At 61.1% G+C, this 23,542-nt stretch carries 20 protein-coding genes and 1 pseudogene; 8 read left to right on the plus strand and 13 right to left on the minus strand.

Annotated features, from left to right (window positions below; genetic code table 11):
- Positions 1-105: 105 nt before the first annotated feature.
- The 6 genes from ACMTA2_RS18405 to ACMTA2_RS18430 all read left to right on the plus strand — a co-directional run bounded on the left by ACMTA2_RS18405 (position 106) and on the right by ACMTA2_RS18430 (position 5,309).
- Positions 106-1,032 carry a 2-hydroxyacid dehydrogenase gene (locus ACMTA2_RS18405; protein WP_413791148.1) on the plus strand — a complete coding sequence of 309 codons (927 nt, stop codon included), beginning with the start codon at positions 106-108 and terminating at the stop codon, positions 1,030-1,032.
- 225 nt (positions 1,033-1,257) lie between these two features.
- Complete coding sequence (locus tag ACMTA2_RS18410; protein WP_413791149.1) at positions 1,258-2,115, plus strand: GNAT family N-acetyltransferase; 858 nt, start codon at positions 1,258-1,260, stop codon at positions 2,113-2,115.
- A gap of 35 nt (positions 2,116-2,150) precedes the next feature.
- Positions 2,151-2,855, plus strand: a complete 705-nt coding sequence (locus ACMTA2_RS18415) for a cupin domain-containing protein (RefSeq protein ID WP_413791150.1) — start codon at positions 2,151-2,153, stop codon at positions 2,853-2,855.
- Between the two features lie 80 nt (positions 2,856-2,935).
- On the plus strand, positions 2,936-3,157 hold the full coding sequence (locus ACMTA2_RS18420) for a twin-arginine translocase TatA/TatE family subunit (protein ID WP_413791151.1): 222 nt from the start codon (positions 2,936-2,938) through the stop codon (positions 3,155-3,157).
- A 146-nt stretch (positions 3,158-3,303) separates the two neighbouring features.
- Positions 3,304-4,293, plus strand: a complete 990-nt coding sequence (locus ACMTA2_RS18425) for an ornithine cyclodeaminase family protein (RefSeq protein WP_413791152.1) — start codon at positions 3,304-3,306, stop codon at positions 4,291-4,293.
- Between the two features lie 44 nt (positions 4,294-4,337).
- Entirely contained in the window at positions 4,338-5,309 is a 972-nt protein-coding gene (locus ACMTA2_RS18430) for a threonine/serine dehydratase family protein (RefSeq protein ID WP_413791153.1), read from the plus strand.
- A gap of 108 nt (positions 5,310-5,417) precedes the next feature.
- Here ACMTA2_RS18430 and ACMTA2_RS18435 read toward each other — a convergent pair whose 3' ends face one another.
- The 13 genes and pseudogenes from ACMTA2_RS18435 to ACMTA2_RS18495 form a co-directional block, all read right to left on the minus strand.
- Positions 5,418-6,497 (minus strand): tartrate dehydrogenase, encoded by a 1,080-nt coding sequence (locus ACMTA2_RS18435; RefSeq protein WP_413791154.1) that lies wholly within the window; start codon positions 6,495-6,497, stop codon positions 5,418-5,420.
- 34 nt (positions 6,498-6,531) lie between these two features.
- On the minus strand, positions 6,532-7,989 hold the full coding sequence (locus tag ACMTA2_RS18440; RefSeq protein ID WP_413791155.1) for an NAD-dependent succinate-semialdehyde dehydrogenase: 1,458 nt from the start codon (positions 7,987-7,989) through the stop codon (positions 6,532-6,534).
- Positions 7,990-8,165: 176 nt separating this feature from the next.
- Positions 8,166-9,029 (minus strand): methyl-accepting chemotaxis protein, encoded by an 864-nt coding sequence (locus ACMTA2_RS18445; RefSeq protein WP_413795684.1) that lies wholly within the window; start codon positions 9,027-9,029, stop codon positions 8,166-8,168.
- Positions 9,024-10,247, minus strand: a pseudogene (locus tag ACMTA2_RS18450) (HAMP domain-containing protein); the annotation flags it as partial. The pseudogene ACMTA2_RS18450 and the gene ACMTA2_RS18445, both read right to left, overlap by 6 nt.
- Positions 10,248-10,385: 138 nt before the next feature.
- Entirely contained in the window at positions 10,386-11,543 is a 1,158-nt protein-coding gene (gene argE, locus ACMTA2_RS18455; RefSeq protein WP_413791156.1) for an acetylornithine deacetylase, read from the minus strand.
- 70 nt (positions 11,544-11,613) lie between these two features.
- Positions 11,614-13,455, minus strand: coding sequence for an ABC transporter ATP-binding protein (locus ACMTA2_RS18460; protein WP_413791157.1), 1,842 nt, complete (start codon positions 13,453-13,455; stop codon positions 11,614-11,616).
- A 1-nt stretch (position 13,456) separates the two neighbouring features.
- Entirely contained in the window at positions 13,457-14,332 is an 876-nt protein-coding gene (locus tag ACMTA2_RS18465; RefSeq protein WP_053121195.1) for an ABC transporter permease, read from the minus strand.
- Positions 14,329-15,285 (minus strand): ABC transporter permease, encoded by a 957-nt coding sequence (locus ACMTA2_RS18470; RefSeq protein ID WP_413795685.1) that lies wholly within the window; start codon positions 15,283-15,285, stop codon positions 14,329-14,331. Before ACMTA2_RS18470 ends, ACMTA2_RS18465 begins: the two co-directional genes overlap by 4 nt.
- Positions 15,286-15,325: 40 nt before the next feature.
- Positions 15,326-16,972, minus strand: a complete 1,647-nt coding sequence (locus ACMTA2_RS18475; protein ID WP_413791158.1) for an ABC transporter substrate-binding protein — start codon at positions 16,970-16,972, stop codon at positions 15,326-15,328.
- Positions 16,973-17,055: 83 nt separating this feature from the next.
- A complete protein-coding gene (locus tag ACMTA2_RS18480; protein WP_413791159.1) occupies positions 17,056-18,330 on the minus strand; it encodes an NAD(P)/FAD-dependent oxidoreductase in 1,275 nt (424 codons plus the stop codon).
- A gap of 36 nt (positions 18,331-18,366) precedes the next feature.
- The gene (locus ACMTA2_RS18485; RefSeq protein ID WP_413791160.1) at positions 18,367-19,035 is read right to left on the minus strand and encodes a haloacid dehalogenase type II; all 669 of its coding nucleotides are present in this window, start codon (positions 19,033-19,035) and stop codon (positions 18,367-18,369) included.
- A gap of 370 nt (positions 19,036-19,405) precedes the next feature.
- Positions 19,406-20,731, minus strand: a complete 1,326-nt coding sequence (locus ACMTA2_RS18490; protein WP_413791161.1) for an NAD(P)/FAD-dependent oxidoreductase — start codon at positions 20,729-20,731, stop codon at positions 19,406-19,408.
- 300 nt (positions 20,732-21,031) lie between these two features.
- Positions 21,032-21,916 carry a LysR family transcriptional regulator gene (locus ACMTA2_RS18495; protein WP_413791162.1) on the minus strand — a complete coding sequence of 295 codons (885 nt, stop codon included), beginning with the start codon at positions 21,914-21,916 and terminating at the stop codon, positions 21,032-21,034.
- A 96-nt stretch (positions 21,917-22,012) separates the two neighbouring features.
- Between ACMTA2_RS18495 and ACMTA2_RS18500 the strand changes: the two genes are divergently transcribed.
- Positions 22,013-23,149: a DSD1 family PLP-dependent enzyme gene (locus tag ACMTA2_RS18500; protein ID WP_413791163.1), complete on the plus strand. Its 1,137-nt coding sequence runs from the start codon at positions 22,013-22,015 to the stop codon at positions 23,147-23,149.
- Positions 23,139-23,540, plus strand: coding sequence for a RidA family protein (locus ACMTA2_RS18505; RefSeq protein ID WP_413791164.1), 402 nt, complete (start codon positions 23,139-23,141; stop codon positions 23,538-23,540). The genes ACMTA2_RS18500 and ACMTA2_RS18505 overlap by 11 nt, the downstream gene beginning before the upstream one ends.
- Positions 23,541-23,542 lie beyond the last annotated feature (2 nt).

Raw genomic sequence — 23,542 nt, forward strand, 5'->3', positions numbered from 1 at the left:
GCCCCCTACAACGCAGGGTCATGGGATTACGCAGGCTCTTTCGGTACATCCTGCTTTGCCACTCGGGCATGCTGGAGGCTCCCTATTCAGCAAGAGAAGTGACCCATGGCCCTGCTTTATAAAGCCGACCCGGTGCGCGGTGAACAATGGAAGCGTCTGTTCGCCGAGCACGCTCCGGATATCCAATGGCGTGCCTGGCCGGACATCGGTGATCCGAAGGACATTCGCTACCTCGCTGCCTGGCAGGCCCCGGACGACCTCGAAACCCTGTTTCCAAATCTGGAAGTGCTGTTCGCCCTGTCGGCCGGGGTTGACCAGCTTGACCTCGATCGCCTGCCCGCCTCCCTGCCGGTGGTCCGTCTACTTGACCCGGGCATCACCCGGGGCATGTGCGAGTACGCCAGTTTCGCAGTGCTCAGCCTGCACCGGGATATGCTCCGTTATCGCCAGCAACAGAACGCTCGATGCTGGCAAGCGCACTTGCTGCAACCGGCCGCCCGGCGTCGGGTCGGGGTCATGGGGCTCGGCATGCAAGCCCAGCAGATCCTCGCCACCCTGCAGACCTTTGGTTTCGCCTTGTCCGGCTGGGCTCGCAGCGAACACCGCATCGACGGGGTGGATTGCTTCGCCGGTGACGAACAGCTCCCAGCGTTCCTCGGCCAATGCGACATTGTGCTGTGTGTCTTGCCCTTGACCGAACAGACCAAAGGGATTCTCAACCGCCAGTTGTTCCAACAGCTGCCCAAGGGGGCTGCCCTGATCAACATGGGCCGCGGTGGACACCTGATAGAAGAAGACCTGCTCGAGGCCCTGGCCAGCGGCCAGCTCAGTGGCGCGGTGCTCGACGTCTTGCAACAAGAGCCGGCCACACCGGATCACCCGTTCTGGCAGCATCCGCACATAGTGCTGACGCCCCATATCGCGGCAATGACCCAACCCGAAAGTGCCTTTGGTGTGTTGCTGGACAATATCCGTCGACAGCAGCGCGGCGAATCGATGCTCGGCCAGATTGACCGCCAGCGCTGTTATTGACCCCCTTGGGCCCCTGCGCCGATGAAAAGTACCGACGAAAATCCGCTGATATTTGCTGCTGAGCCTGTGCCCGATTTGAGCAATAACTGCGGCGCGTGAAGCCGCAACTTATGCAATCTACCGAATCAATGTCCGCCCCTTGTCAGGCCTGGCGGCAGGTGAGATACCAACACTTTCAGCGGAGAAATCCGACCGGCCACGCTCCCTTACCTACGGAGATCTGTCATGTCCAACTTGCCACGCCCTGTCTATACCTATCGCCCCATGACGGCTGCCGATGTGGCGGCGGCCCATGCCTTGTCCGTGCGGTTGAAATGGCCCCACCGCCTGGAAGACTGGGCCATGCTGCAGCGTGTCTCGCAGGGTTTTGTCGCAGAGGACGAAGGTCGTCTTATCGGTACGGCATTCACGTGCCCCCAGGGTGATTACGCCACGATTGGCCTGGTGATCGTCAGCGACGAGTACCAGGGCCAGGGCATCGGGCGCAGATTGATGGAGCTGGCACTCCAAGCCTGCGGTTCCCAGACCGCCATGCTCAATGCGACGCTGGCCGGCGCGCCCCTTTATGTCAGCCAGGGATTCGTTGACTTTGGACATATCCAGCAGCATCAGGGAAACGTATGCCCCCCTGCCCCCAAGGACCTGCCCTCCGGTGAGCGCGTGCGCCGCCTGACCGAAGCCGATCGAAACGACGTGATCGAACTGGCCAACGCTGGCAGCGGCCTGGACAGGCGTGCCGTGCTCAACGATCTGTTCGACAGTGTCGAAGACGTCGTGGGCATCGAGCGCGATGGACAACTGCGTGCATTCGCCATTCTGCGTCCCTTCGGCCGGGGTCGCTGCATCGGCCCGGTCGTGGCAGAAAATCCAGAGCAGGCCAAGCACTTGATTGCCGTGTTGTTGGCGCAAGTGCCGGATGCTTTCGTGCGCATCGACATTCCGTCCGATTGCGGCCTGGCCCCCTGGTTGGAAGAAGCCGGGCTGAAGCTGGTCGACACCGTCGCACAAATGGTTCGCGGGACCCCGCCCCAGGCCAGCGGTGGCGTACACCCATTTGCGCTAGTGACCCAGGCCATCAGCTGAACCCCTACACCATCCACTCCCGGAGAAACATCCTCATGCCAGAACCCACTGCCGTTCTGTTGGCCCATGCCAACGGCACTCCCGCGTCATCCGCATTCACCTCTGGATCATTGGGCGCCAACGATCCTTTCGACCGGCAGATCGCTTATGCAGGGCCGGATGACATTGCTGCCGGCATCGTCCAGGCGAGCGGACAGTTCAGTGTCGATGAATACCCTTACAGTGAAACGATCGTGGTCCACGCCGGACACGTCACCCTGCAGAGCGGGGATCACGCGCTCGAACTCAATCCAGGTGACAGCGCCGTGATTGCCCGCGGCACATCGGTTCGGATCGAGGCGCAACCTGGTTCGCTCTGGGCTTTCTGCGCCGATACCCAACCGGTTGAAACCGGCCACCCAGGGCTGACCGTTCTCCCCCCGTATACCCTGCTCTCTCCTTCGACGCCTCCAAGCGAAGAGTTCCTGCTGAGCCCGACACCGCAATGTCGCTCGAACAATGTGTTCGTCGAGGACGCGACCAACCTGCGCATCGGCATCTGGGACTCGACACCCTATACCCGCAAGGCGCGACCTCACACGATGCATGAACTGATGCACCTGATCGAGGGCAGCATCATTCTCCAAGTCGATGGAACCCCACTGGCGGTCAACACCGGGGATACAGTGTTCGTAGCGCGAGGCGCACCCTGTGCCTGGAAGAGCAGCGTCTATGTACGCAAGTTCTACGTCTGCAAGTAACGCCAACGGCATCCTCACCGGCAGATGAGTACTCCTCTGCCGGCCCCAGTACCGATCACATCATTCGCGGAGTAAAGAGCATGGGATTAGGTGGTTTGAGTATCGGAAAATTGCTGATCGTCCTGGCCATCCTGGTGCTGCTGTTCGGCACCAGGCGCCTGAAAGGCCTGGGGACGGATCTCGGGGATACGATCAGGGGATTTCGCAAGTCCATGGGCGATGACAACCCAGTCGCTGAGACACCCGGAGAATCGATTGACGCTCAGGCGCGCGTGCTCGAAGAATCGGCCAAGAAATCATAAGCCTTTGTTCAAATCCGCTTTAGCGGGCTCTCTTCCCTGAGGCCGCCTTTGATCCCGTCCCAGAGCTGACAATCTTCTTTCCCACCCGCGCGATCAAGCCCGTAGAGCGTATGCCCCTGGTTTAAAGCACCGCGAGGTCACGTAAATTGAACACACTGTTGCTGACCAAAGAAGAAGTTGGCAGTTTGATCGCCATGAAAGATGTCATAGACGCTGTGGCGCAGGCATATAAAGCGTTCAACAATGAGCAAGTTGTGCAGCCTGACTATATTGGCATTCATCTCCCGCCACCTCGTGGCGAAATCGATTTCAAGATTGGCTATTGTAAAACCAGCGAACTGATCTCCATGAAGGCCTCCTCAGGAGGATTCATAGACAATCCGGCCACTCACGACGTACCTAACAGCATGGGGACGGTGCTGCTGTTTGACGCCAGGAGCTGTGCGTTGATTTGCGTCATGGATGCAAGCCTGCTCACCCACCTCAGAACCGGAGCCTCCGGGGCCATTTCGGTACAAGTACTGGCAAGGAAGGACTCGAGAGTCATTACAAGCATAGGCACCGGAAACCAGGCCCGGATGCAAATCCGAGCAATCCACGAGGTGATGGATATCGAAGCGATCCACGCGTGGAGCAGAAATCCGGATGCGCTGTGCAGATATAAAGTGGATATCGAACGTGAGTTTGGCATTCCCGTGATCGTGGCGAACTCGAAGAAAGAAGCGGTTGAGCAAGCTGACATCTTGATTACCACAACGCGTGGAACAGGATCGCTTGTGGAAGCGGACTGGGTAAAACCCGGTACGCATATCATTGCCATCGGCACGGATCAAAAAGGCAAACAAGAACTGGATCCCGCGATATTCAGGCACGCAAAAATCGTGAATGACTCCATCTCCCAATGCATCGAAAAAGGTGAAACCTGGCATCCGCTGAATGAGGGCGTCATTACCAAAGCGGATATCCATGGAGAAATCGGCGAGATATTGCTGGGCAGGAAACCAGGAAGGGAAAGTGATGATGAAATCACTATTTTCGATTCTACGGGCATGGCCATACAGGACAATACGACGTCCGAGAAAATTTATCGAAACGCGATAGCAAACAACGTAGGGACTTTTTTTGGTTTTCTTTGAAGGCTGCTATTCAAACAACATTTGGATTTGGAGAGGTAACAGCTGTGCGCGACCATCCAACGATCAAAGACATAAGGGAAGCCCAGGAACGGCTGAGACCTCACATCAGGCACACACCGCTCTTACGTGCAGAAAAAATAGAGCCTGCCGTGGGGTGCCAGCTCTATCTGAAACCTGAAACATTGCAAATTACCGGGGCTTTTAAAATACGAGGCGCTCTGAACAAGGCACTTTCGTTACCCAGGGATGAGATCGCCAACGGCATCATTGCCACGTCGTCGGGCAACCACGCCCAAGGGCTTGCCTACGCGGCCCGAATGCTGGGAGTAAGCGCGATACTGGTGCTACCGGTGACCACTCCAAAAATAAAAATTGCCAATACCATGGCGCTCGGAGCACAAGTGATTCTTTTCGATGGCGACACGGCTGCCAGATGGAAAAGAGTCTATGAAATCGCCGAAGAACATCACTATGCCGTCGTCCATGCGTTTGAAGATCCTTTGGTGATGGCCGGCCAGGGGACGATCGGCTGCGAGATACTGGAGGACCTGCAGGATGTGGACACGGTCATCATCCCCATGGGCGGCGGCGGCCTTATTTCCGGTGTTGCCACGGCCATCAAGGAAACCAGGCCATCGGTGCGTGTAGTCGGCGTAGAGCCTGCCTTAACGCCAAAGTACTATCAGAGCAGGATAAACAAAGAGCGTACGACGCTTCCGCTCAAGGACACCATCGCGGATGGGTTGAGAATCAGCGTCCCAGGGCAGAATCCATATCCGATCATCGAGCGGTACGTGGATGAGATCATTCTGGTTGAGGACGCGCACATCATCGAAGGTATGCGCGTCCTGGCCAAGGATGCAAAATTGATAGCGGAGCCCGCCGCCGCCATTGGTATCGGGGCCTTGTTGGCAGGTGCCATCAACGTCAAACCGGATGAAAAGGTGTGTGTGGTGTTGACTGGCGGAAACTGGGACCTGTGCGACTTGGCCGAAATATACAAGGCTGTCGAGTAGTTTTGCATCCTGGAGAACGCGCATAAAAAAAGCCCGCAGTGAGACGGGCTAAAGAGCGACACAACAAGAATCAACAGAGCGCCCAAGCCAACCGGGCGCTTCCTCGGCTCAAAGCACCGCGGCGATCGCCGCCCCCACCTCCTGGGTCGAACCCTGCCCGCCCAGGTCAGGCGTAATCGGCCCCTCGGCGATGATTTGCTCGATGGCCCTGAGAATACCGTCATGGGCCGCCCGGTAGCGCTCATCGCCATTGCCCAGGAAGTCCAGCATCAAGGCGCCGGACCAGATCATCGCAATCGGGTTGGCGATGTTGCGGCCATAGATATCCGGCGCTGAGCCATGGACCGGTTCGAACAACGAGGGGAAGCGTCGCTCGGGGTCGAGGTTGGCCGACGGCGCGATGCCGATGGTGCCGGTGCACGCGGGGCCCAGGTCGGACAGGATGTCGCCGAACAGATTCGACGCCACGACCACATCGAAACGATCGGGCTGGAGTACGAAGCGCGCACACAGGATGTCGATGTGCTGCTTGTCCCAAGTGACGTCCGGGTACTGCTGCGCCATGAGCGCGGTGCGTTCGTCCCAGTACGGCATGCTGATGGAGATGCCGTTGGACTTGGTCGCCGCTGTCAGGCGCTTGCGCGGCCGGGTCTGGGCCAGGTCGAAGGCGAACTTGAGAATCCGGTCCACCCCGCGGCGAGTGAACACCGACTCCTGCAGCACGAACTCACGCTCGGTGCCTTCGAACATCTTGCCGCCAATCGAGGAATACTCGCCCTCGGTGTTTTCGCGGATCACCACGAAGTCGATGTCCCCGGCTTCGCGCCCGGCCAACGGGCACGGCACGCCGGGGAACAGCCGCACCGGCCGGATGTTCACGTATTGGTCGAAGTCCCGGCGGAACTTCAGCAGCGACCCCCACAGGGAAATGTGATCCGGCACCTTGTCCGGCCAGCCCACGGCACCAAAGTAGATTGCGTCGAAGCCCTTGAGCTGCTCGAACCAGTCGTCGGGCATCATCTGCCCGTGCTCCAGGTAATAATCGCAGTGAGCCCAGTCGAGCACTTCGATGCTCAAATCCAATTGCCATTTCTGCGCAGCCTGCTCCAATACCCGCAGCCCTTGCGGCAAGACTTCCTTGCCAATGCCGTCGCCAGCAATTGCTGCGATTCTGAATGGTTTACTCATCAACCGTGCCTCCTCTCTTCAAACACTGAACGGATCACAGCCCACCCATGTGGAAGGCTTTGACTTCAAGGAATTCATCCAGGCCGTACTTGCTGCCTTCACGCCCCAGGCCCGATTGCTTGATACCACCAAAGGGAGCGACGTCCATGGAAATGAGGCCGGTATTGAGACCGATCATGCCGAATTCCAGTGCCTCGCCAAATCGCCATGAGCGGCGCAAGTCCTGGGTGAAGAAATAAGCGGCCAAGCCATAAGGCGTTGCGTTGGCCGAGGCTAGCGCCTCTTCTTCAGTGCTGAAGCGCATCAGTGGCGCGACCGGACCGAAGGTTTCTTCGTTGGCCAGCAACATCCCGGCATGGGCTTCACCGAGCACTGTCGGCTGGACGAACTGGCTATCGCCCTGGGGAATCTCGCCACAAAGTAGACGAGCGCCCTGGCTCAACGCCTCGTCGATATGCCGAGCAACCTTGCTGACCGCTGCGGCATTGATCAGTGGGCCTATGTTCACGCCGTCCTCCTGGCCATCGCCGACCTTGAGTTTGCCCACCTCCTCCACCAGGCGCTGGGCGAAGCGCTCGTAGATCCCGTCCTGCACCAGGATCCGGTTGGCGCACACGCAGGTCTGTCCAGCGTTGCGGAATTTGCTGAGCATGATGCCGGTCACTGCCTGTTCCAGGTCCGCGTCGTCGAACACGATGAACGGCGCGTTACCACCCAGTTCCAGGCTCAAGCGCTTGATGTGTTCCGAGCTCTGGCGCATCAGCAGCCGACCGACCGCGGTGGAACCGGTGAAGGAAAGCTTGCGCACCGTTGGGTTGCCGGTCAGCTCTTCACCAATGCCGACTGGCAGGCCGGTAACGACGTTGAACACCCCGGCGGGAATGCCGACCCGCTCGGCCAGCACGGCCAGCGCCAGGGCCGACAGCGGGGTCAGGTCCGAGGGTTTGACCACGATCGTGCAGCCGGCGGCCAGGGCGGGCGCGCACTTGCGGGTGATCATCGCGTTGGGGAAGTTCCACGGGGTGATCGCGGCGCAAACACCCACCGGCTGCTTGAGTGTCAGCAAACGGCGATCACCGCTGGGGGCCTGGATGGTTTCGCCGTAGACCCGTCGGGCCTCTTCGGCAAACCATTTGACGAAGCTGGCACCGTAGCGAATTTCGCCCTGGGCTTCCGTCAACGGCTTGCCCTGTTCACAGGTCAGGATCAACGCCAGGTCGTCCAGGTTGTCGAGCATGGCTTGATACCAGCGATCCAGCAGCGCCGCTCGTTCTGCCGCAGGCCGTGCGCGCCAGGCCGGCCAGGCACGGTCGGCGGCTTCGATGGCGCGCCGGGTTTCAGTGCCTTGTATCGCCGGCACCTTGGCGAGCACTTCGCCGGTGGCCGGGTTGACAACGTCCACGGTCGCGGCGTTGTCGGCACCGACCCACTGACCGTCGATATAAGCGAGTTCTACCAGCAGGCTGGGGTCTTTCAGGCGATTCTTGAGCATGGCGTGGAGTCCTGTTCTGAGACAGCCTCCAGTCTATTGTTTCGCCTTGGACGAGGATGCTGAAAACGCCGGCCCTACAGAAGTGAATGCTGAAAATCAGCCGTCGACGGCAGGCTCTACTGTGGGCAGGGAATGACGATCGTCAGGCCGTGCTGCCGGGACGTGGCGAGTCCCGTTCAGACGACAAAGTGCTTGACCAGCCCATTGAGCTCCCGGGCCAGGTCGGCGAGTTCCCGGCTGGAGCTCAGGCTCTGGTTGGCCCCGGCCGAGGCCAGCAGGGACACATCACGGATATTGAGCAGGTTGCGATCCACTTCATGGGCAACATGGGATTGCTCTTGGGTGGCACTGGCGATACACAGGTTGCGTTCGTTGATCTGGGCGATGTCGTCCACGATCGCGTCCAGTGCCGTCCCCGCCGCACGAGCCACCTCCAGGGTCTCGCGGGTTTTGCCATTGCTGCTGTGCATGGCTCGCAAGGTGCAGTGGCTGTTTTTCTGCACCGAGCCGATGATGGTCTCGATTTGCTGGGTCGACGCTTGGGTGCGTTGCGCCAAGGCCCTGACCTCGTCGGCCACCACGGCAAAACCGCGCCCGCTTTCACCCGCGCGAGCGGCCTCGATCGCCGCATTCAAGGCCAGCAGATTGGTTTGCTCGGCAACGCCGCGGATCACCTCCAGCACCGACCCGATATCGCCGATCTCCCCCGCCAGGGTGTGCAGGGCAGTGGCGGTCCCATCCATATCATCGCTCAACGCTTCGATCGCACCGACCGTACGGCTAACGCTCTCCTGCCCCTGCCGGGAACGCTGGCCGGCTGCCTGGGAAACCTGCGAGGCCCACGCGGCGTTACGCGCCACGTCTTCGATGGCCCCGGTCATTTGCGTCACCGCACTGGCCGCCTGGTCGAGCTCGGCGCTCTGGCGCTGCACACCCCGGGTGGCGTCATCGGTGACCGAGCTCAATTGAGCAGACGTCGTGGCCAGTCGCTCGGAGGAACTCAAGACCTGCCTGACGGTATTGCGCAAGTTCAGTTGCATGCGCTCGAGCGCCTGCAACAGACGCGCCGCTTCATCCAGGCCCACGCTGTTCACCGATTGGGTCAGGTCCCCCTCGGCGATGCGTTCGGCTGCCGCCATGGCAATCGCCAGTTGTTTAAGCAGGCGCAGTACGATCAGCGTGGCCAATGCGCCCCCCGCCGCCAGCAGCGCCAGCAAACCGGAAAACATCAGGACAAGGCTCTGCCGGGCGCTGTCACGACGGGCTATCAGCGCTTCATCGAGCGCCGTCAGCGCTGAATGGCCAAGGGCGTACAACGCGTCAATCGGCTTGTTGTAGGCAGCCAGATAATCGCCCACCGGATAATTGAGCTTGAGCGCGTACAGGGCATCGGACGTCTCGGTGTCCCCCGTGGGGTTTGCGCTGGCGACAAAGTCCGGGTCCATTTCGACAGCCGATACCAATCGCGCGTTGCTCAGTGCAAGCGCGTGCTGGATTTGCGGCCCCAGCGCCGTTATCGCCTCCTCCAGCAAGGCGTTGAGTTGGGGCTCGGCAGCCCCCGCCTTGGTCAAGGCACGCAGGGTCTTGTCAACGCCGCTCACTGCCTGGGCGCCCAGGCCTCGCAACGCCCCTTGTTGCTCGGGCAGGATCCTGCCCTGAGCCAGGTACAGGCCGCCAGCGCCCCGCAACTGACCCAACTGTTCGGTGGCCTGCGGTAATTCGATCAGGGCGCCGGCCATCAATGAGTAGGTGTCTAACACCGGGTCCAGGGACAGTTCGAAGTGATCGAGCATGGCATCCTCGATCAGCAGATAGGCGGCGATCAATTGGCTGTGCCGAGCCAGGCTTTGCGGGCTCTTGACCGTCGCCTGATCAACGTCGGCGGCCAGCGCCTGCCATTGATGCTCGGCCTGTTGCCAGGCCGCCATCAGCGCCGGAGCAACCTGGGCTTGCTGCAACAGTTGCTCGGTGGCCTCGACGGCACGATCCACTTCGGCCCGCTTGTCCAGACGGGCCTTGTTGAAGTCTTGCTTGCCGCTCAGAACGACGGACGCCAAATCACGATGTTGCTGCGTCACGTGGATTAACGCCAGCAACGCCTGCACGGGTCGTATACCACTGAGCTCCTGACGGGTCTGTTGACTATTCTGATAAGCACTCAGCACGTAGAGGCTGGTAGGCATGGCAACCAGGATCACGGCCAGCAGACCGAGCAAGACGAACTTGCCGGCGAACGACAGGCGATCAAGCACTTTCATGGGAAGCTCCGAAACGCTAGCGAGTGGCTGGCGGGATTTTTTTGAACAGGCGCAGGTCAGCGAGCCTGGGACGGCTTTCCTGGCACGTCCCAGGCTGTCAGCTCGCTGAGCCTGGGGTTGCAGTCGGCAAACGGAACACTAGCGGTGCATGGAGCCCACCAACCCTTGCAAGAAGCGCTCGCCGGCGTCCATCTGGCTGATCTCGATAAACTCGTCAGGCTTGTGCGCCTGTTCTATCGAGCCAGGACCGCAGACCACCACCGGCACCTCCAGGCGTTGTTTGAACAACCCGCCTTCGGTACCGAACGAGACTTTGGCTGTGCCCGTGTCCGCGGCGGCAAAGTTTTTCAGGAAACGCACCGCTTCGACGCTGGGGTGCGTATCGAGGCCCGGGTAGACGTTCAAGGTTTCGATTTCGATAGCGGCCACGCTGGAAAGCTTCTTGGCTTCGCGCACGATCCGTTCGGCCCGCTCGCGCATCTGTTCCAGGAACCCGTCCAGGTCGTCCGCCGGCAAGTTACGCACCTCGAAGTCCAGGGTGCACAGGTTAGGCACGATATTCAGTGCCTTGCCGCCGACAATCTGGCCAACATGCACGGTGCTGTAGGGCACGTCGTAATCGGTATCCCTGGCCCCCTGCTCTTGCAACTGCTGCTGGCTCAGGCGCAGCGCGGCGATGAAATCGCAAGCCACGTGAATCGCATTGACCGAGCGCGGCGCGAGCGAGGAATGCGCTTCCAGGCCGCGACAGTACGTGCGGTAGGAGCCCTTGCCCTTGTGCCCGAGCACGAACTGCATGTTGGTCGGCTCGCCAATGACGCACAGAAACGGCCGCACCGGTGCCAGGTGCAGTACATCGAGCAAACGACGCACGCCCACGCACCCGATCTCTTCGTCATGGGACAACGCCAGTTGCAAGGGCCGGCTCAATGGCTGCTCGGTGGCCTCGAGCATGGCGTCGATGGCCAGTGCGATAAAACCCTTCATGTCGCAGCTGCCACGGCCATAAATCCGTCCGTCCTGCACCGTCGCCTCAAACGCGGGGAAGGTCCAGGCCTGCCCCGCCGCCGGCACCACATCGGTATGACCGGACAGCAGGATCCCCGGCACATCCCGTGGCCCGGTGCTGGCAAACAGATTGGCTTTCTTGCCGCTTTCATCCCGGACGATCAGTGACTCAATGCCCTTTGTCAGCAGCAGATCGCGCACGTACTCGATCAAGGCCATGTTCGACTCCGAAGAAACGGTATCGAAGGCCATCAGCCGTTTGAGAATCGCCAATACACGGGGTTTCATGAGGCCTTGCTCCATTTTTCGACTGAAGAGGAGACGCGGTTAATGTCGACCCACCTGACGAAACGCCCGCTCATGCATACGCCGCCACGGTCACGTTGCTGGACGGCTGGGTTTTCAGCAGTTCGGCACTGTCGTGGTGGCAGAGGATCTCGCTGCCGCCCGCGATTATCCGCCGTTGCGGCGCGACGCAATTGCAGAGCCCGTCTACCCGCACCGGGCAGCGACCAAGGAAGGTGCACAGCCCGGGCACGTTGGCTTTCGGGCCAACGGGCGGCAGCGTCTGGCAGGTCGTGGCCCCGCAGGTTTCCAGCCAGCCCTGGCGCAGTTCCGGCACCGAATGAATCAACAGGTCGGTGTACGGATGGAACGGTGCCTGCGCATAGGATTGGCGCGTGCCGGCCTGGATCTTGTGCCCGCTGTACATCACCACGATGTCATCGCACAACGCCCGCACGGTGGAGATGTCGTGGCTGATGAACAGATAGGACACCCCCAGTTGCTCGCGCAGATCGCGCAACAGTTCGAGAATCGCCGCGCCGACCACGGTATCCAGCGCCGAGGTCACCTCGTCGCAAAGGATCAGGTCCGGCTTGGCCGCCAGGGCCCGGGCCAGATTGATCCGTTGCTTCTGCCCGCCGGACAGTTCGTTCGGACGCCGGTCCGCCATGGTGCGCGGCAAACGCACCAGGTCCAGCAATTCGCCGATACGCTCGCGCAACGCCGCGCCCTTGAGGCCGAAATACATCTTCAGCGGACGGCTCAGGATGGTGCCGACGCTGTGCATCGGGTTGAGCGCGGTGTCGGCATTCTGGAAGACCATTTGAATGCGTCGGAACTGCTCGTTGGTACGCGATGACAGGCTGCCACCCAGGGGTTGGCCATCGAAGGTCAACTCGCCAAGGGCCGGCGCCAACAATCCGGCCACGACCCGCGCCAGGGTCGACTTGCCGGAACCCGACTCACCGATGACGCCGATGGCCTGGCCTCTGCGAACCGTCAGATCAATGTCTTCCAGCACGCGAATCGGGGGCATGCCCTGGGCGTTCTTGTTGCCGTAGCCGGCGGTCAGTCCCTGGATGGTCAGCAATGGTGTGTCTTGGGCGATGTCGCTCGGCGGACGAATCGTCGTGTCCGGCCGCGCCGCCGCCAACAAGCTGCGGGTGTATTCGTGGGTCGGGCCCTTGAGCAAAGGTGCCGTGGCGCTGTGTTCGAAGATTTCGCCGCCGTTGAGCACCACGATCTGGTCAGCCATCTGCGCCACCACCGCCAGGTCGTGGGACACGTAGACGGCCGTCGCCCCACGCTCACGAACCACCCGCTTGAAGGCCCGCAGCACGTCGATCTGGGTCGTCACATCAAGGGCTGTGGTCGGCTCGTCGAGTACCACCAGCAACGGATCGCTGATCAGCGCCATGGCCGCCATCACCCGTTGCAGTTGCCCGCCGGACACCTGGTGGGGGTAGCGCTGGCCAATGCGTTCCGGGTCTGGCAGGGCCAGGTCCCGGAACAATTCGATGGCCTTGGCTTCAAGCACGGCCCGGCTACCCAGGTCATGGATCAGAGCGCCCTCCACCACTTGGTCGATCAGTTTCTTCGCCGGGTTGAACGCCGCTGCGGCGCTCTGGGCGATGTAGGACACCCGGTTGCCCCGCAATTTCTGCAGCTGGCTTTCGCTCAGGGCCAGCATGTCGTGTTCGCCGATGTGCACGACCCCGCCCGCCAGCCGACACCCGCGCCGGGCATAGCCGAGCAGCGCCAGGGCAATGGTGGTCTTGCCGGAGCCGGACTCACCGATCAACGCCAACACTTCGCCCTTTTGCAGGGAGAAGCTCACACCCTTGACGATGTCCACTTCTTCGCGCTCGCCACAGGCGACCACTCGCAGGTCCTGTACTCGAATCAATTCACTCATTTCAATGACCTCCCGAACGTCGACTGCGTCGCGACGACAACCGGTCGATGAACAGATTCACGCCGATGGTCAGGGTGCCGATGGCCAAGGCTGGAATCACAATGGCTGGTGCCCCTTGATTGAGCCCGCCGATGTTTTCGCGCACCAGCGAGCCCAGGTCGGCATCCGGCGGTTGCACGCCCAGCCCCAGGAAACTCATGCCACTGAGCAGCAGCACGATAAAACCGAAGCGCAGGCCCAGGTCCGCCAGCACGGGGTTGAGTATGTTCGGCAGGATTTCCACACAGGCAATGTACAGCCGGCGCTCGCCCCGGGTACGGGCCACTTGCACGTATTCCAGGGCCTCGATATTCACCGCCATGCTGCGGGCGATGCGGAAGGCGCCGGGGGTGTAGCTCAACACCGCCGTGCAGATGAGCAAGGTGACCGAAGAGCCGAAGGCCGAGACCATGATCAGCGCCAGCATCTTGCTGGGGATCGAAATGAACGCGTCCATCAGGCGACTGATCAACTCATCCAGCCACTTTGGCGACACCACCGACAACAGCGCCAGACTGGTTCCCAGGGTGCTGGACAATACGGCGGCCACCAACGCCAGGCCGACGGTGAAGCGTGCGCCGACGAGGATCCGGCTGAGCATGTCGCGGCCCAGGTAATCGGTGCCGAACGGGTACGTTGCGCTGAGGCTGTCGAAGACGTTGTCGGAGACCACCTCCCCCACGGGATGCGGCGCAAGCCACGGGCCGAAAATGGCCACCAGCAACCAGATCACACACATCGCTGCGCCGACCAGGCCAAGCCAGGACTTTGCATGGGCGTCTTTGCCCAACCCTAGCGCAACGGCCGCCGTCGGGGACTTCACAATGAGGTTGTTCATTGGTTTCTCAGCCTCGGATTGGAAAGTATCGCGCACAGGTCGGCAATCAATACCAACGCCAGGTACGCCGTGCAGAACAACATGGTGCAGGCTTGAACCAGGGCCATGTCACGATTGGTCACGGCATCGACCATCAGGCTGGCGATACCGGGATAGTTGAAGATCGTTTCGACGATCACCACCCCGCCCAACAGGTAGGACAGGCTCAGGGCGATGGCATTGGCGATGGGCCCGATGGCATTGGGCAAGGCATGCCGAAGCACGATCCGGATATTACTGACGCCCTTGAGCCGGGCCATTTCCACGTAAGGGCTGTCGAGCTGATCGATCACTGCAGCCCGGGTCATGCGCGACATTTGCGCGACGATCACGCAGCACAGCGTCATGACCGGCAACGCATAGGTGCGCATGAATTGCCAGGGGGACGTGATGTCACTGGCGTAGGACAGTGCCGACAACCAGCCCAGGTTCACCGCGAAGATCAGCACCGCCAAAGTGGCGACCAGGAATTCCGGCACCGCCACCATGGTCAGGGTGAAAAAGCTCAGGAAACTGTCGATGCGCCCGCCTCGGCCCATCGCCGAGCCGATGCCCAGGGTCAGGGCCACAGGCACCGAGACCAACGCCGTCGCAGCCGCCAGCATCAAGGTGTTGGGGACCCGGCCGGCCATCAAATCGATGACCGGCATGGCGTTGGACATGGACATGCCCATGTCACCACTGAGCAGGCTCGTCAGCCAGTGCAGATAACGCAACACACCCGGCTGGTCCAAGCCCATTTTCATTCGCAGGGCCGCCACTTGTTCCGGCGTGGCGAACTGCCCCAGCGCCTGTTGCGCCGCGTCCCCCGGCAGCACTGCCGTGATGGCGAACACCACCATGGAGACGATCAACAAGGTCACGACCGCCGCCCCCAGGCGGCGGCCGATCAACCAGAGTGTGTTGCTATTCATCATCCGACCCTCATGCAATATGGCCCAAACCCGACGGTCATCAGGCGTCCAGCCAGACTTGCTCGGCAAACATGTAGCCCATGAAACCGCCCAGGGGGTTGGCGCCATAGCCTTTGACCCGCTGATCGGCGCCATCGATGTTGCTGATGAACACCGGTACGCCAATACCGCAATGCTCATGCACCAACACTTGCATGTCGCCGTACATCTTGCCGCGCTTGGCCTCGTCGGTTTCACCGCGGGCCTGGATCAACAGTTGGTCGAACTGTTCGTTTTTCCAACCGGACTCGTTCCACGGTGCGGTCGACTGGAAGAACTGCGAGAACAGCATGTCGGCATTGGGGCGCGGGTTGATGTTGCCAAAGCTCAGGGGGTGCTTGGCCCAGTGGTTGGACCAGTAGCCATCGCTCGGCAGGCGGTTGACGTTGAGTTTGAGTCCCGCCTCCTTGGCGGACTGCTGCAACAGCACCGCAACGTCCACCGAGCCGGTCGCCGCTGGCGAGCACATCAACGGCATGGTGATGTCTTCCATGCCGGCTTTCTTGAGCAGGAACTTGGCCTGCTCCGGGTCGTAGGCCCGTTGTGGCAACTCGGCGTTGTAGAAGCGTGCACCGGGGGCGATCGGATGATCGTTGCCGACCCTGGCATAGCCGCGGAAGATCGCCGACTTGATCTGTTCCCGATCCAGCAGCAACTTCATGGCCTGGGTGAACTCCGGACTTTTGCCCGGCATCTGGTCCTGACGGATGATCAGGTCCGTGTAGTTGCCCGACGGCGAGTCAATGACCCGGTGCTTGGCGCTGGCCTTGATGCGGACCGTCGAGCGTGGGTTGACCTCGTTGACGATCTGCACGTCCCCCGACAACAGGGCATTGATCCGTGACGACTCGTCGGCAATGCCGATGAATTCGATCTCGTCCAGGTACGGCAGGCCGGGTTTCCAGTAATTGGTGTTGCGCACGCCAATGGAGCGCACCCCGGGCTTGAACTCCTTGACCTTGAACGGACCGGTACCAATGCCCTGGCTGAAATCGCTGGTGCCTTCGGGAACGATCAACATGTGAGAGACGGCAAGGATCGACGGCAGTTCAGCGTTGGGACCGCTCAACTGTATCTGAACCTCGTGGGTGCCGACGGCTTTGACTTCGGCGAACTGCGACGCCAACGGCAGAACCTTGGAGCCCGTGATCGGGTCCTTGTGCCGCAGCAGCGAAAACACCACGTCGGCGGCGGTCAATGCCTTGCCATTGTGGAAGGTCACTTCCTTGCGCAGGCTGATCACCCAAAGCGTGGCATCCGTGGTTTCGATCCGCTCGGCCAGTTCCAGTTGCGGCACCATGTGGCTGTCGAAACGCGTCAGCCCGTTATAAAACATGTAGTGGCGCACATAGTCGGTGGACGAAGAGCCCTTGGCCGGGTCCAGGGTGTCGGCGGTGGAGCTGGTCGAGCCTGCCACACGGATGCGACCGCCGGGCTTGCCTTTGCCGGTGCTTGTGGCCTCCTCATCGGCGAACAGCTTGCCGGCGGCGCCGAACAGGCTGCCGGCGCCTGCCACGGCCACCCCCGCCAATCCCAACATTTGCAGTGCATTGCGGCGTGACATGCCGCGGTTGAGCCCTTCAAAAATGCGCAGACTTTCCGTACCTGTTATCAGCTGGGTGTCGATACTGTTTTTTTTGTCAGTCATGTCAGTTCTACCTTTCGGAAATGATCAGGCTCGATTGTTCGCGATTAACGCAATGTGTTGAAACGTGAAGCGTCCCCCGCAACTCAGTGCAAATAGTCTTGAAGGCGGTAATAGGCACCGACCAATGGAAGGAACCAGGGTTTGCCAAAATGTCCGGGAATGGCTGGCCAATCGAGTTCGCGCCAAGGGTTGGCCTCGACCTTGCCGGCCATGACGTCGGCCATGACGTGCCCCATGTGCACCGACATCTGCACGCCATGGCCGCTGTAGCCCATGGAGTGATAGACGCCGCCGTGCTGGCCGGCCCGGGGCAACCGGTCTGAAGTCATGTCCACCAATCCCCCCCAGCAGTAATCGACCTTCACGTGGGCCAGCTGCGGGAACATCTGCACCATCGCCGCGTGCAGGACTTTGCCGCTCTTGGCGTCGGACACGCTGTCAGACATGGCAAACCGCGCACGGCCGCCGAACAGCAGACGGTTGTCCGGCGTCAGCCGGAAGTAGTTGCCGATCATGCGGCTGGTGACGTAGGAGCGGTGTGCCGGCAGCAAACTGTCGACCAGCGCCTGCGGCAGCACCTCGGTGGCGATCACGAAACTGCCCACCGGCACGATCCGCCGCCGATACCAACCCAACCCACCCTGCTGGCAGGTGCCGGTGGCCAGCAGGATCTGCGTGGCCTGTAGCGAGCCCTTGGTGGTATTGACCCGATAACCACCGGCACTGGCTTTCCAGTCCGTGACCGTCACGCCCTGGAAAATCGAAGCGCCGTGACGAACGGCGGCCTCGGCCAACCCCACCCCGAAGCGCCCGACGTGCATCTGCACGCCGTTACGCTGCAACAAGCCGCCATGGAACTGGGCCGAGTTGACTTCAGCGCGGGTCTCTTGCGCAGACAGCAACTCGACCTCGGCATCGACCTCTCGCCGAATCAACTCGCAGGTGCGCGCCAAACCTTCGTAATGCATAGGCTTGGCCGCCAGCTTGAGCTTGCCATTGCGCTTGAGGTCGCAAGCGATCTGCTCTTGCTCCACCAGCGAGACGACGCTCTGCACGGCGCTTTCATAGGCCTGGTAATACGCTCGCGCCTTGTCGGCACCGAGACTGGCACTCAGCCCCGCGTAGTCCTGGGCCACGCCGGTATTGCATTGGCCGCCATTGCGCCCCGACGCCTCGCCAATGACCCGCCCGCCTTCGAGCACCACCACATTGGCCCCCTTCAAGGCCAGGGCCCGGGCTGCGGCCAGGCCAGTGAAACCACCACCGACGATGGCCACATCGACCTGCCCGGGCAACGCACCTTGCCGGGCACCGGTAAATGGCGGTGCGGTATCGAGCCAATAGGACTCACTGCCCATGTCTAACCCCTTATGCCTTGAAGAGTGTCCTGAGGCTCAGAGACCGACCAAACCGGCCAAACCGCCGATATCCGGGATCTGGTGGTAACCGTAGGCGGCGTTGGCCGGTTGCTCATGACCACGGGCCACGAAGGCTTTGTGCTTGATCTTCATGTCGTGGGCCGACATCAGGTCATAGCGGAAGCTTGAAGACACGTGCAGGACATCCTCTGGCCCGCAGCCGAGGTTATCGAGCATGAACTCGAAGGCCGCCAGGCGCGGCTTGTAGGCCTGGGCTTGTTGAGCCGTGAAGACTTTATGGAAAGGCGCGCCGAGCTTGTCGACGTTGGACATGATCTGCTCGTCCATCGCGTTGGAGAAAATCACCAGGGGAATCTTGTCGGCGATTTTCGACAGGCCTGCCGGTACGTCGGCATGCGGACCCCAAGTGGGTACGGCATCGTAGTAGAGCTGGCCTTCGCCTTTGTACTCGACGCCCCAACGCTTGCAGACTCGTGCCAGGGCAGTCTTGAGAATTTCATCATAAGGCCGCCAGTCACCCATTACCTGGTCCAGGCGATAGGCCGAGAAATCCTTGACGAACTGGTCCATCTGCTCGGCAGGCACCCGATCGGCGAACAATTCGCGCGTCATGGTTCCCATCTGAAAGTTGGTCAACGTGCCGTAGCAGTCAAAGGTAATGAACTTGGGGCGAAGGAAGCTCATGAGTGCAGTCCTGAGTGATGGTTGAGGTCATGAGGGGCAAGCAGTTGCGCCGTTCTGGAGGCCTGGGAGCAACGCTGCATCACGGATTTATTACAGCATCATGAGACCGCGTATATACGGTTAAAAGTATAGGCCGCTTGGCACAAACCACCGTTTTTCAGGGCCTGCTCAGCAGACTGTGCGGGATGCGCCAGGCTCGGGCATTCGCGCCTTTTTCAGGGTGTTCGCGGCCATTTATGGTGCGCATGAAGCCGCAATGACCGCCGCCTGCGGCAGAATCTACGCCTGCACTACGCCCATGAATGAAAACGGGCGCATCCCCCTGAGGATGCGCCCGTTCATCGTTCTGCCGGTGGAATATCCCGTGCCCTCAGAACTCCGCGACCTTGCCCCAGGCCGAAGATTGGAACCGGTCCGGGTGATAGGGGCGCGGATCAACCAGCGGGGCCGTGCCACAGACAATGTCGGCGATCAAGTGGCCCGCACCCGGGCCAATGCCGAAGCCATGACCACTGAATCCCGCCGCCAGCACCAGACCAGGGAGGCTCGCCATCTCGCCGATGCCCGGGACGCCGTCAGGCGTGCTGTCCACGTAACCTGCCCAGGCTGCGGTGACGGAGGAGGCCTTCAGCGCTGGGATCAGGTTGACCGCGCGCTTGTAAGTCAGCTCGACAGTCGATGCGTCTGCCTTCGGATCCAGTATTCGCATCCGCTCCATCGGTGTTGGCTGGTCCAACCGCCAGCGGCCCAAGCCTTCGTGGCCCGACTGGAAGCCTTCCAGGCCACCGGGGGCCAGCTTGCGCCACCGACGCTGGAACATCGGCAGAAACTGAGGGGCGAAACGCAGCAGTTGCAAGGTGGGGTCGACACGTCCTCGACCACTGATGGCCAACGTGATCCCGCCATCGGAGCGACGGGTCATGGAAACTTCATCCGTGTGGAGCGCATCCGGTATTTCTTTGGCGCTCTTGGAAACCGACAGTATCGTTTGGCGAATGGAAGCCTGGGGAAACCGAATGCCGTACTGCCGGCAGAAGGAAGAAGCCCATGCGCCCCCGGCGAGGACCGCGAGCTTGGTGCGAATGGTGCCTTTCTCGGTGACAACAGCAGACAACCGGCCGCCCTCGGTCTCCAGCCCCCGTGCGGCGCAACCCTGGTGCACCGTCCCCCTCAGTTGAACGATGGCCCGCGCCACCGCCGGAGCGGCACGGGACGGATCGGCCGTACCGTCGGTCGGTGAAAAGACCCCGCCCTTCCAAGGCTTGCCCGTCACCCGCCCATGTTGGGCGGCCTGCTCTGCCGTCAGCATGTGGGTTTTCACATTGACGGTACGGGCAAACTCGCCCCATTTTGCCCAACTCGCCAGCTCTTTCTCGTTGTTGCTCAGGTAGAGCAAGCCACATCGTCTGAACCCGGTGTCTTCACCGGTCTCTGCCGCAAACTGCTCCCACAGGTCCAGGCTCTTGGTCGACAGCGGCAGTTCACGAGCGTCTCGATTCTGCTGACGGCACCAACCCCAGTTTCGACTCGACTGCTCGGCCCCCACGCGGCCCTTTTCCACTAGTGCGACCTTCATGCCGCGCTTGGCCAGATAATAGGCCGTGAAGGTTCCGATAATGCCGCCGCCGATCACGACAACGTCAGCGTGCGTCGGGAGTTCAGAATGTGTCTCTACGGAAATTAACGGTGCTGGCATTTTAAGGATGTCCATTGAGGGCCGGGAGCGTAAAAAAAGCGTGTTCTTCAGCCGGTCGCGGGTGCATTGGGCATGCACGGAGGATGGCGACCCGGGCAAGCCGACACTCCCATCTGGAAGCCTCGATGCCGCGCTGAATCATGGCTTTATTACAACACCAAGAAACCACGCATAAACGGTTAAAAGTATAGGCCGCCTGGTACAAACCACCGTTTTACGGGGCGCGTTCAGCAGACTTTGCGGAAGCTGCGGAGCAAGCGCCCTGGCCACGGTTTTCAACGAAAAGGACAAGTGGGCCGATCATGCCTTCAAGGCGTCTTCCAGAAACGCCACCAATGCCTGCACGCGCGGGCTGCGCAGTTTCCGTGAGGGCACCAACAGGTTGATCGGTGCACTGTCGAATTGCCAATCCGCCAGCACCCGAACCAGACGTTTGTCGGCCAGGGCTTCATTGACATCCCATTGCGAGCGCAGCACCAGCCCCAGGCCTTGCTCGGCCCAACGGCGGGCCACGCTGCCATCGTTGCTCAGCAACGCAGGCTCGATGCGCAGGGTTTTGCGCCCCTGCCCCTTGCGCAAATGCCACAGGGTGACGTCTTCATCATTTTCACGAATGCAAATGCAGCGGTGCTCGGCCAGTTGGTCAGGCGACAACGGCGTGCCGTGTTGCTCCAGATAGGCGGGGCTGGCGCATAACCAGCGGTCGTTTGGCGTGAGGAGCCGGGCCACCCATAGGCTGTCGTTGAGGTGGCCGATGTGAATCACCGCATCGCTGTCGTGGCGGTCAGGCCAAGGCGTTTCGCGCAAATCCAGGTGCAGGCGCAGTTGGGGATGCAACCTGGCAAAGCGGGCCAGCAGCGGTGCTAGGCGCTGCCGCCCATAACCGAACGGCGCCGCCAGTCTGAGGGTGCCAGCCAGTTGCTCGTCTTGTTGCCTGAAGGATTCCGGGAGCGCTTCCAGTTGCTCAAGCAAACGCGCGCTTTCCCGGGAGAAACGCTCGCCATCGGCGGTGAGGCTCAGGCGACGGGCATCACGATTGGCCAGCGTCAGGCCGAGCAGTGTCTCCAGCTTGCGCAGACGCATGGACAACGCGGGAGGTGAGACATTCAGGGTTCTGGCGGCAGCGCTCAACGACTCGGAGCGCGCCAACGTCACGGCCAGACGCAGGTCTTCAACGGAGATCATTCAATTCTACTTAATGATTGATGACGGATCATTGAACCACACCTTCACGAACGCTTTGTAGAGTGAGCCCTGTCCCCAGCCCTCTGAGCGCAACTTATGTCAACCTCTCTTGCTTCCCTCGATACCCCCGTCGCGATCGTGGATGTGCCGCGCATGCAGCACAATATCCAGCGCATGCAACGGGGCATGGATGCCTTGGGCGTGCGTTTGCGCCCACATATCAAAACCAGCAAATGCCTCCCCGTGATCAAGGCACAACTGGCCGCCGGCGCCAGCGGCGTCACGGTGTCGACCTTGAAGGAAGCGCACTATTGTTTCGCTGAAGGCATTCGTGACATTTTTTATGCCGTCGCCATGGCGCCCGGCAAACTGGCCCAGGCCCTGCTGCTGCGACGCAACGGCTGCCAGTTGAGCATCCTCACCGACAGCGTCGCGGGTGCCCAGGCCATCGTCGCCTTCGGTCAGCAACACAACGAACGTTTCGACGTCTGGATCGAGATCGACTGTGACGGCCATCGGTCCGGCCTGCAGGTCGAAGACCATTCACTCGTTGACGTCGCACGGACACTCAGCGAGGGCGGCATGCTGCTTCGCGGTGTGATGACCCATGCCGGGTCAAGCTACGAACTCGACACCCCAGAAGCGCTGCAAGCCCTGGCCGAACAGGAACGAAATCTCTGCGTCAAAGCGGCCCGACGAATCCGCCAAGCCGGGTTCCCGTGCCCCGAGGTCAGCATCGGTTCGACGCCCACGGCCTTGTCGGCACTGAACCTGGAAGGTGTCACTGAAGTACGCGCAGGTGTCTATGTGTTCTTCGATCTGGTGATGCACAACATCGGTGTCTGCCAGCCGGACGAGTTGGCGTTGAGCGTGCTGACCACCGTCATCGGTCATCAAAAAGACAAAGGCTGGATCATCACCGACGCCGGTTGGATGGCCATGAGTCGTGACCGGGGTACACAGCGCCAGCAGCGAGACTTCGGTTACGGCCAGGTTTGCACCGAAGCCGGTGATTGGATCAAGGGGGCACTGCTCACGGGGGCCAATCAAGAGCACGGGATCATCGCGTTTGAAATGGCCGAAGGGGTCGATATCACCGTGCGTTTCCCCCTGGGCAGCCGCCTGCGCATCCTGCCCAACCATGCCTGTGCCACCGGCGCGCAATTCCCGGACTATTACGCTGTTGACGCCGAGGGTGGCGTGCACATCTGGAGTCGTCTGCATGGCTGGTGATCAAACAGGCTCGATCGACCTGATCGACACGGCCAACGCCGCAGCGCCGGGTGGACATTACGCCCAGGCCGCCTTGCATCAGGGCGTCCTGTATGTGTCAGGGCAACTGCCCGTGCGCGCCAATGGTACCCACAGTGCCGACCAACCGTTCGAGGTCCAGGCCTGCATCGCGCTCGACAACCTGGTGGCGATTCTCCACGCAGCGGGCCGGAGCACGCGGGACCTGCTGAAGGTCACGGTCTATGTCGCCGGCATCGAACACTGGCCCGCCTTCGATCGAATCTACGCCCGCTACCTGGGAGAACATCGGCCCGCGCGTGCGGTGGTGCCTGTTCCGGCCTTGCATCATGGCTACCTGATCGAAATCGAAGCATTGGCCCGCGGCGTTTAAGG

Origin of the sequence: Pseudomonas medicaginis (assembly GCF_965119365.1) — a bacterium.
Taxonomy (GTDB): domain Bacteria; phylum Pseudomonadota; class Gammaproteobacteria; order Pseudomonadales; family Pseudomonadaceae; genus Aquipseudomonas.

Coding starts and splice junctions, on each gene's coding strand:
- ACMTA2_RS18405 (WP_413791148.1), top strand. CDS start 106: ATGGCCCTGCTTTATAAAGCCGACCCGGTGCGCGGTGAACAATGGAAG.
- ACMTA2_RS18410 (WP_413791149.1), top strand. CDS start 1,258: ATGTCCAACTTGCCACGCCCTGTCTATACCTATCGCCCCATGACGGCT.
- ACMTA2_RS18415 (WP_413791150.1), top strand. CDS start 2,151: ATGCCAGAACCCACTGCCGTTCTGTTGGCCCATGCCAACGGCACTCCC.
- ACMTA2_RS18420 (WP_413791151.1), top strand. CDS start 2,936: ATGGGATTAGGTGGTTTGAGTATCGGAAAATTGCTGATCGTCCTGGCC.
- ACMTA2_RS18435 (WP_413791154.1), bottom strand. CDS start 6,497: ATGAGTAAACCATTCAGAATCGCAGCAATTGCTGGCGACGGCATTGGC.
- ACMTA2_RS18440 (WP_413791155.1), bottom strand. CDS start 7,989: ATGCTCAAGAATCGCCTGAAAGACCCCAGCCTGCTGGTAGAACTCGCT.
- ACMTA2_RS18445 (WP_413795684.1), bottom strand. CDS start 9,029: ATGCAACTGAACTTGCGCAATACCGTCAGGCAGGTCTTGAGTTCCTCC.
- argE (WP_413791156.1), bottom strand. CDS start 11,543: ATGAAACCCCGTGTATTGGCGATTCTCAAACGGCTGATGGCCTTCGAT.
- ACMTA2_RS18460 (WP_413791157.1), bottom strand. CDS start 13,455: ATGAGTGAATTGATTCGAGTACAGGACCTGCGAGTGGTCGCCTGTGGC.
- ACMTA2_RS18465 (WP_053121195.1), bottom strand. CDS start 14,332: ATGAACAACCTCATTGTGAAGTCCCCGACGGCGGCCGTTGCGCTAGGG.
- ACMTA2_RS18470 (WP_413795685.1), bottom strand. CDS start 15,285: ATGAATAGCAACACACTCTGGTTGATCGGCCGCCGCCTGGGGGCGGCG.
- ACMTA2_RS18475 (WP_413791158.1), bottom strand. CDS start 16,972: ATGACTGACAAAAAAAACAGTATCGACACCCAGCTGATAACAGGTACG.
- ACMTA2_RS18480 (WP_413791159.1), bottom strand. CDS start 18,330: ATGGGCAGTGAGTCCTATTGGCTCGATACCGCACCGCCATTTACCGGT.
- ACMTA2_RS18485 (WP_413791160.1), bottom strand. CDS start 19,035: ATGAGCTTCCTTCGCCCCAAGTTCATTACCTTTGACTGCTACGGCACG.
- ACMTA2_RS18490 (WP_413791161.1), bottom strand. CDS start 20,731: ATGCCAGCACCGTTAATTTCCGTAGAGACACATTCTGAACTCCCGACG.
- ACMTA2_RS18495 (WP_413791162.1), bottom strand. CDS start 21,916: ATGATCTCCGTTGAAGACCTGCGTCTGGCCGTGACGTTGGCGCGCTCC.
- ACMTA2_RS18500 (WP_413791163.1), top strand. CDS start 22,013: ATGTCAACCTCTCTTGCTTCCCTCGATACCCCCGTCGCGATCGTGGAT.
- ACMTA2_RS18505 (WP_413791164.1), top strand. CDS start 23,139: ATGGCTGGTGATCAAACAGGCTCGATCGACCTGATCGACACGGCCAAC.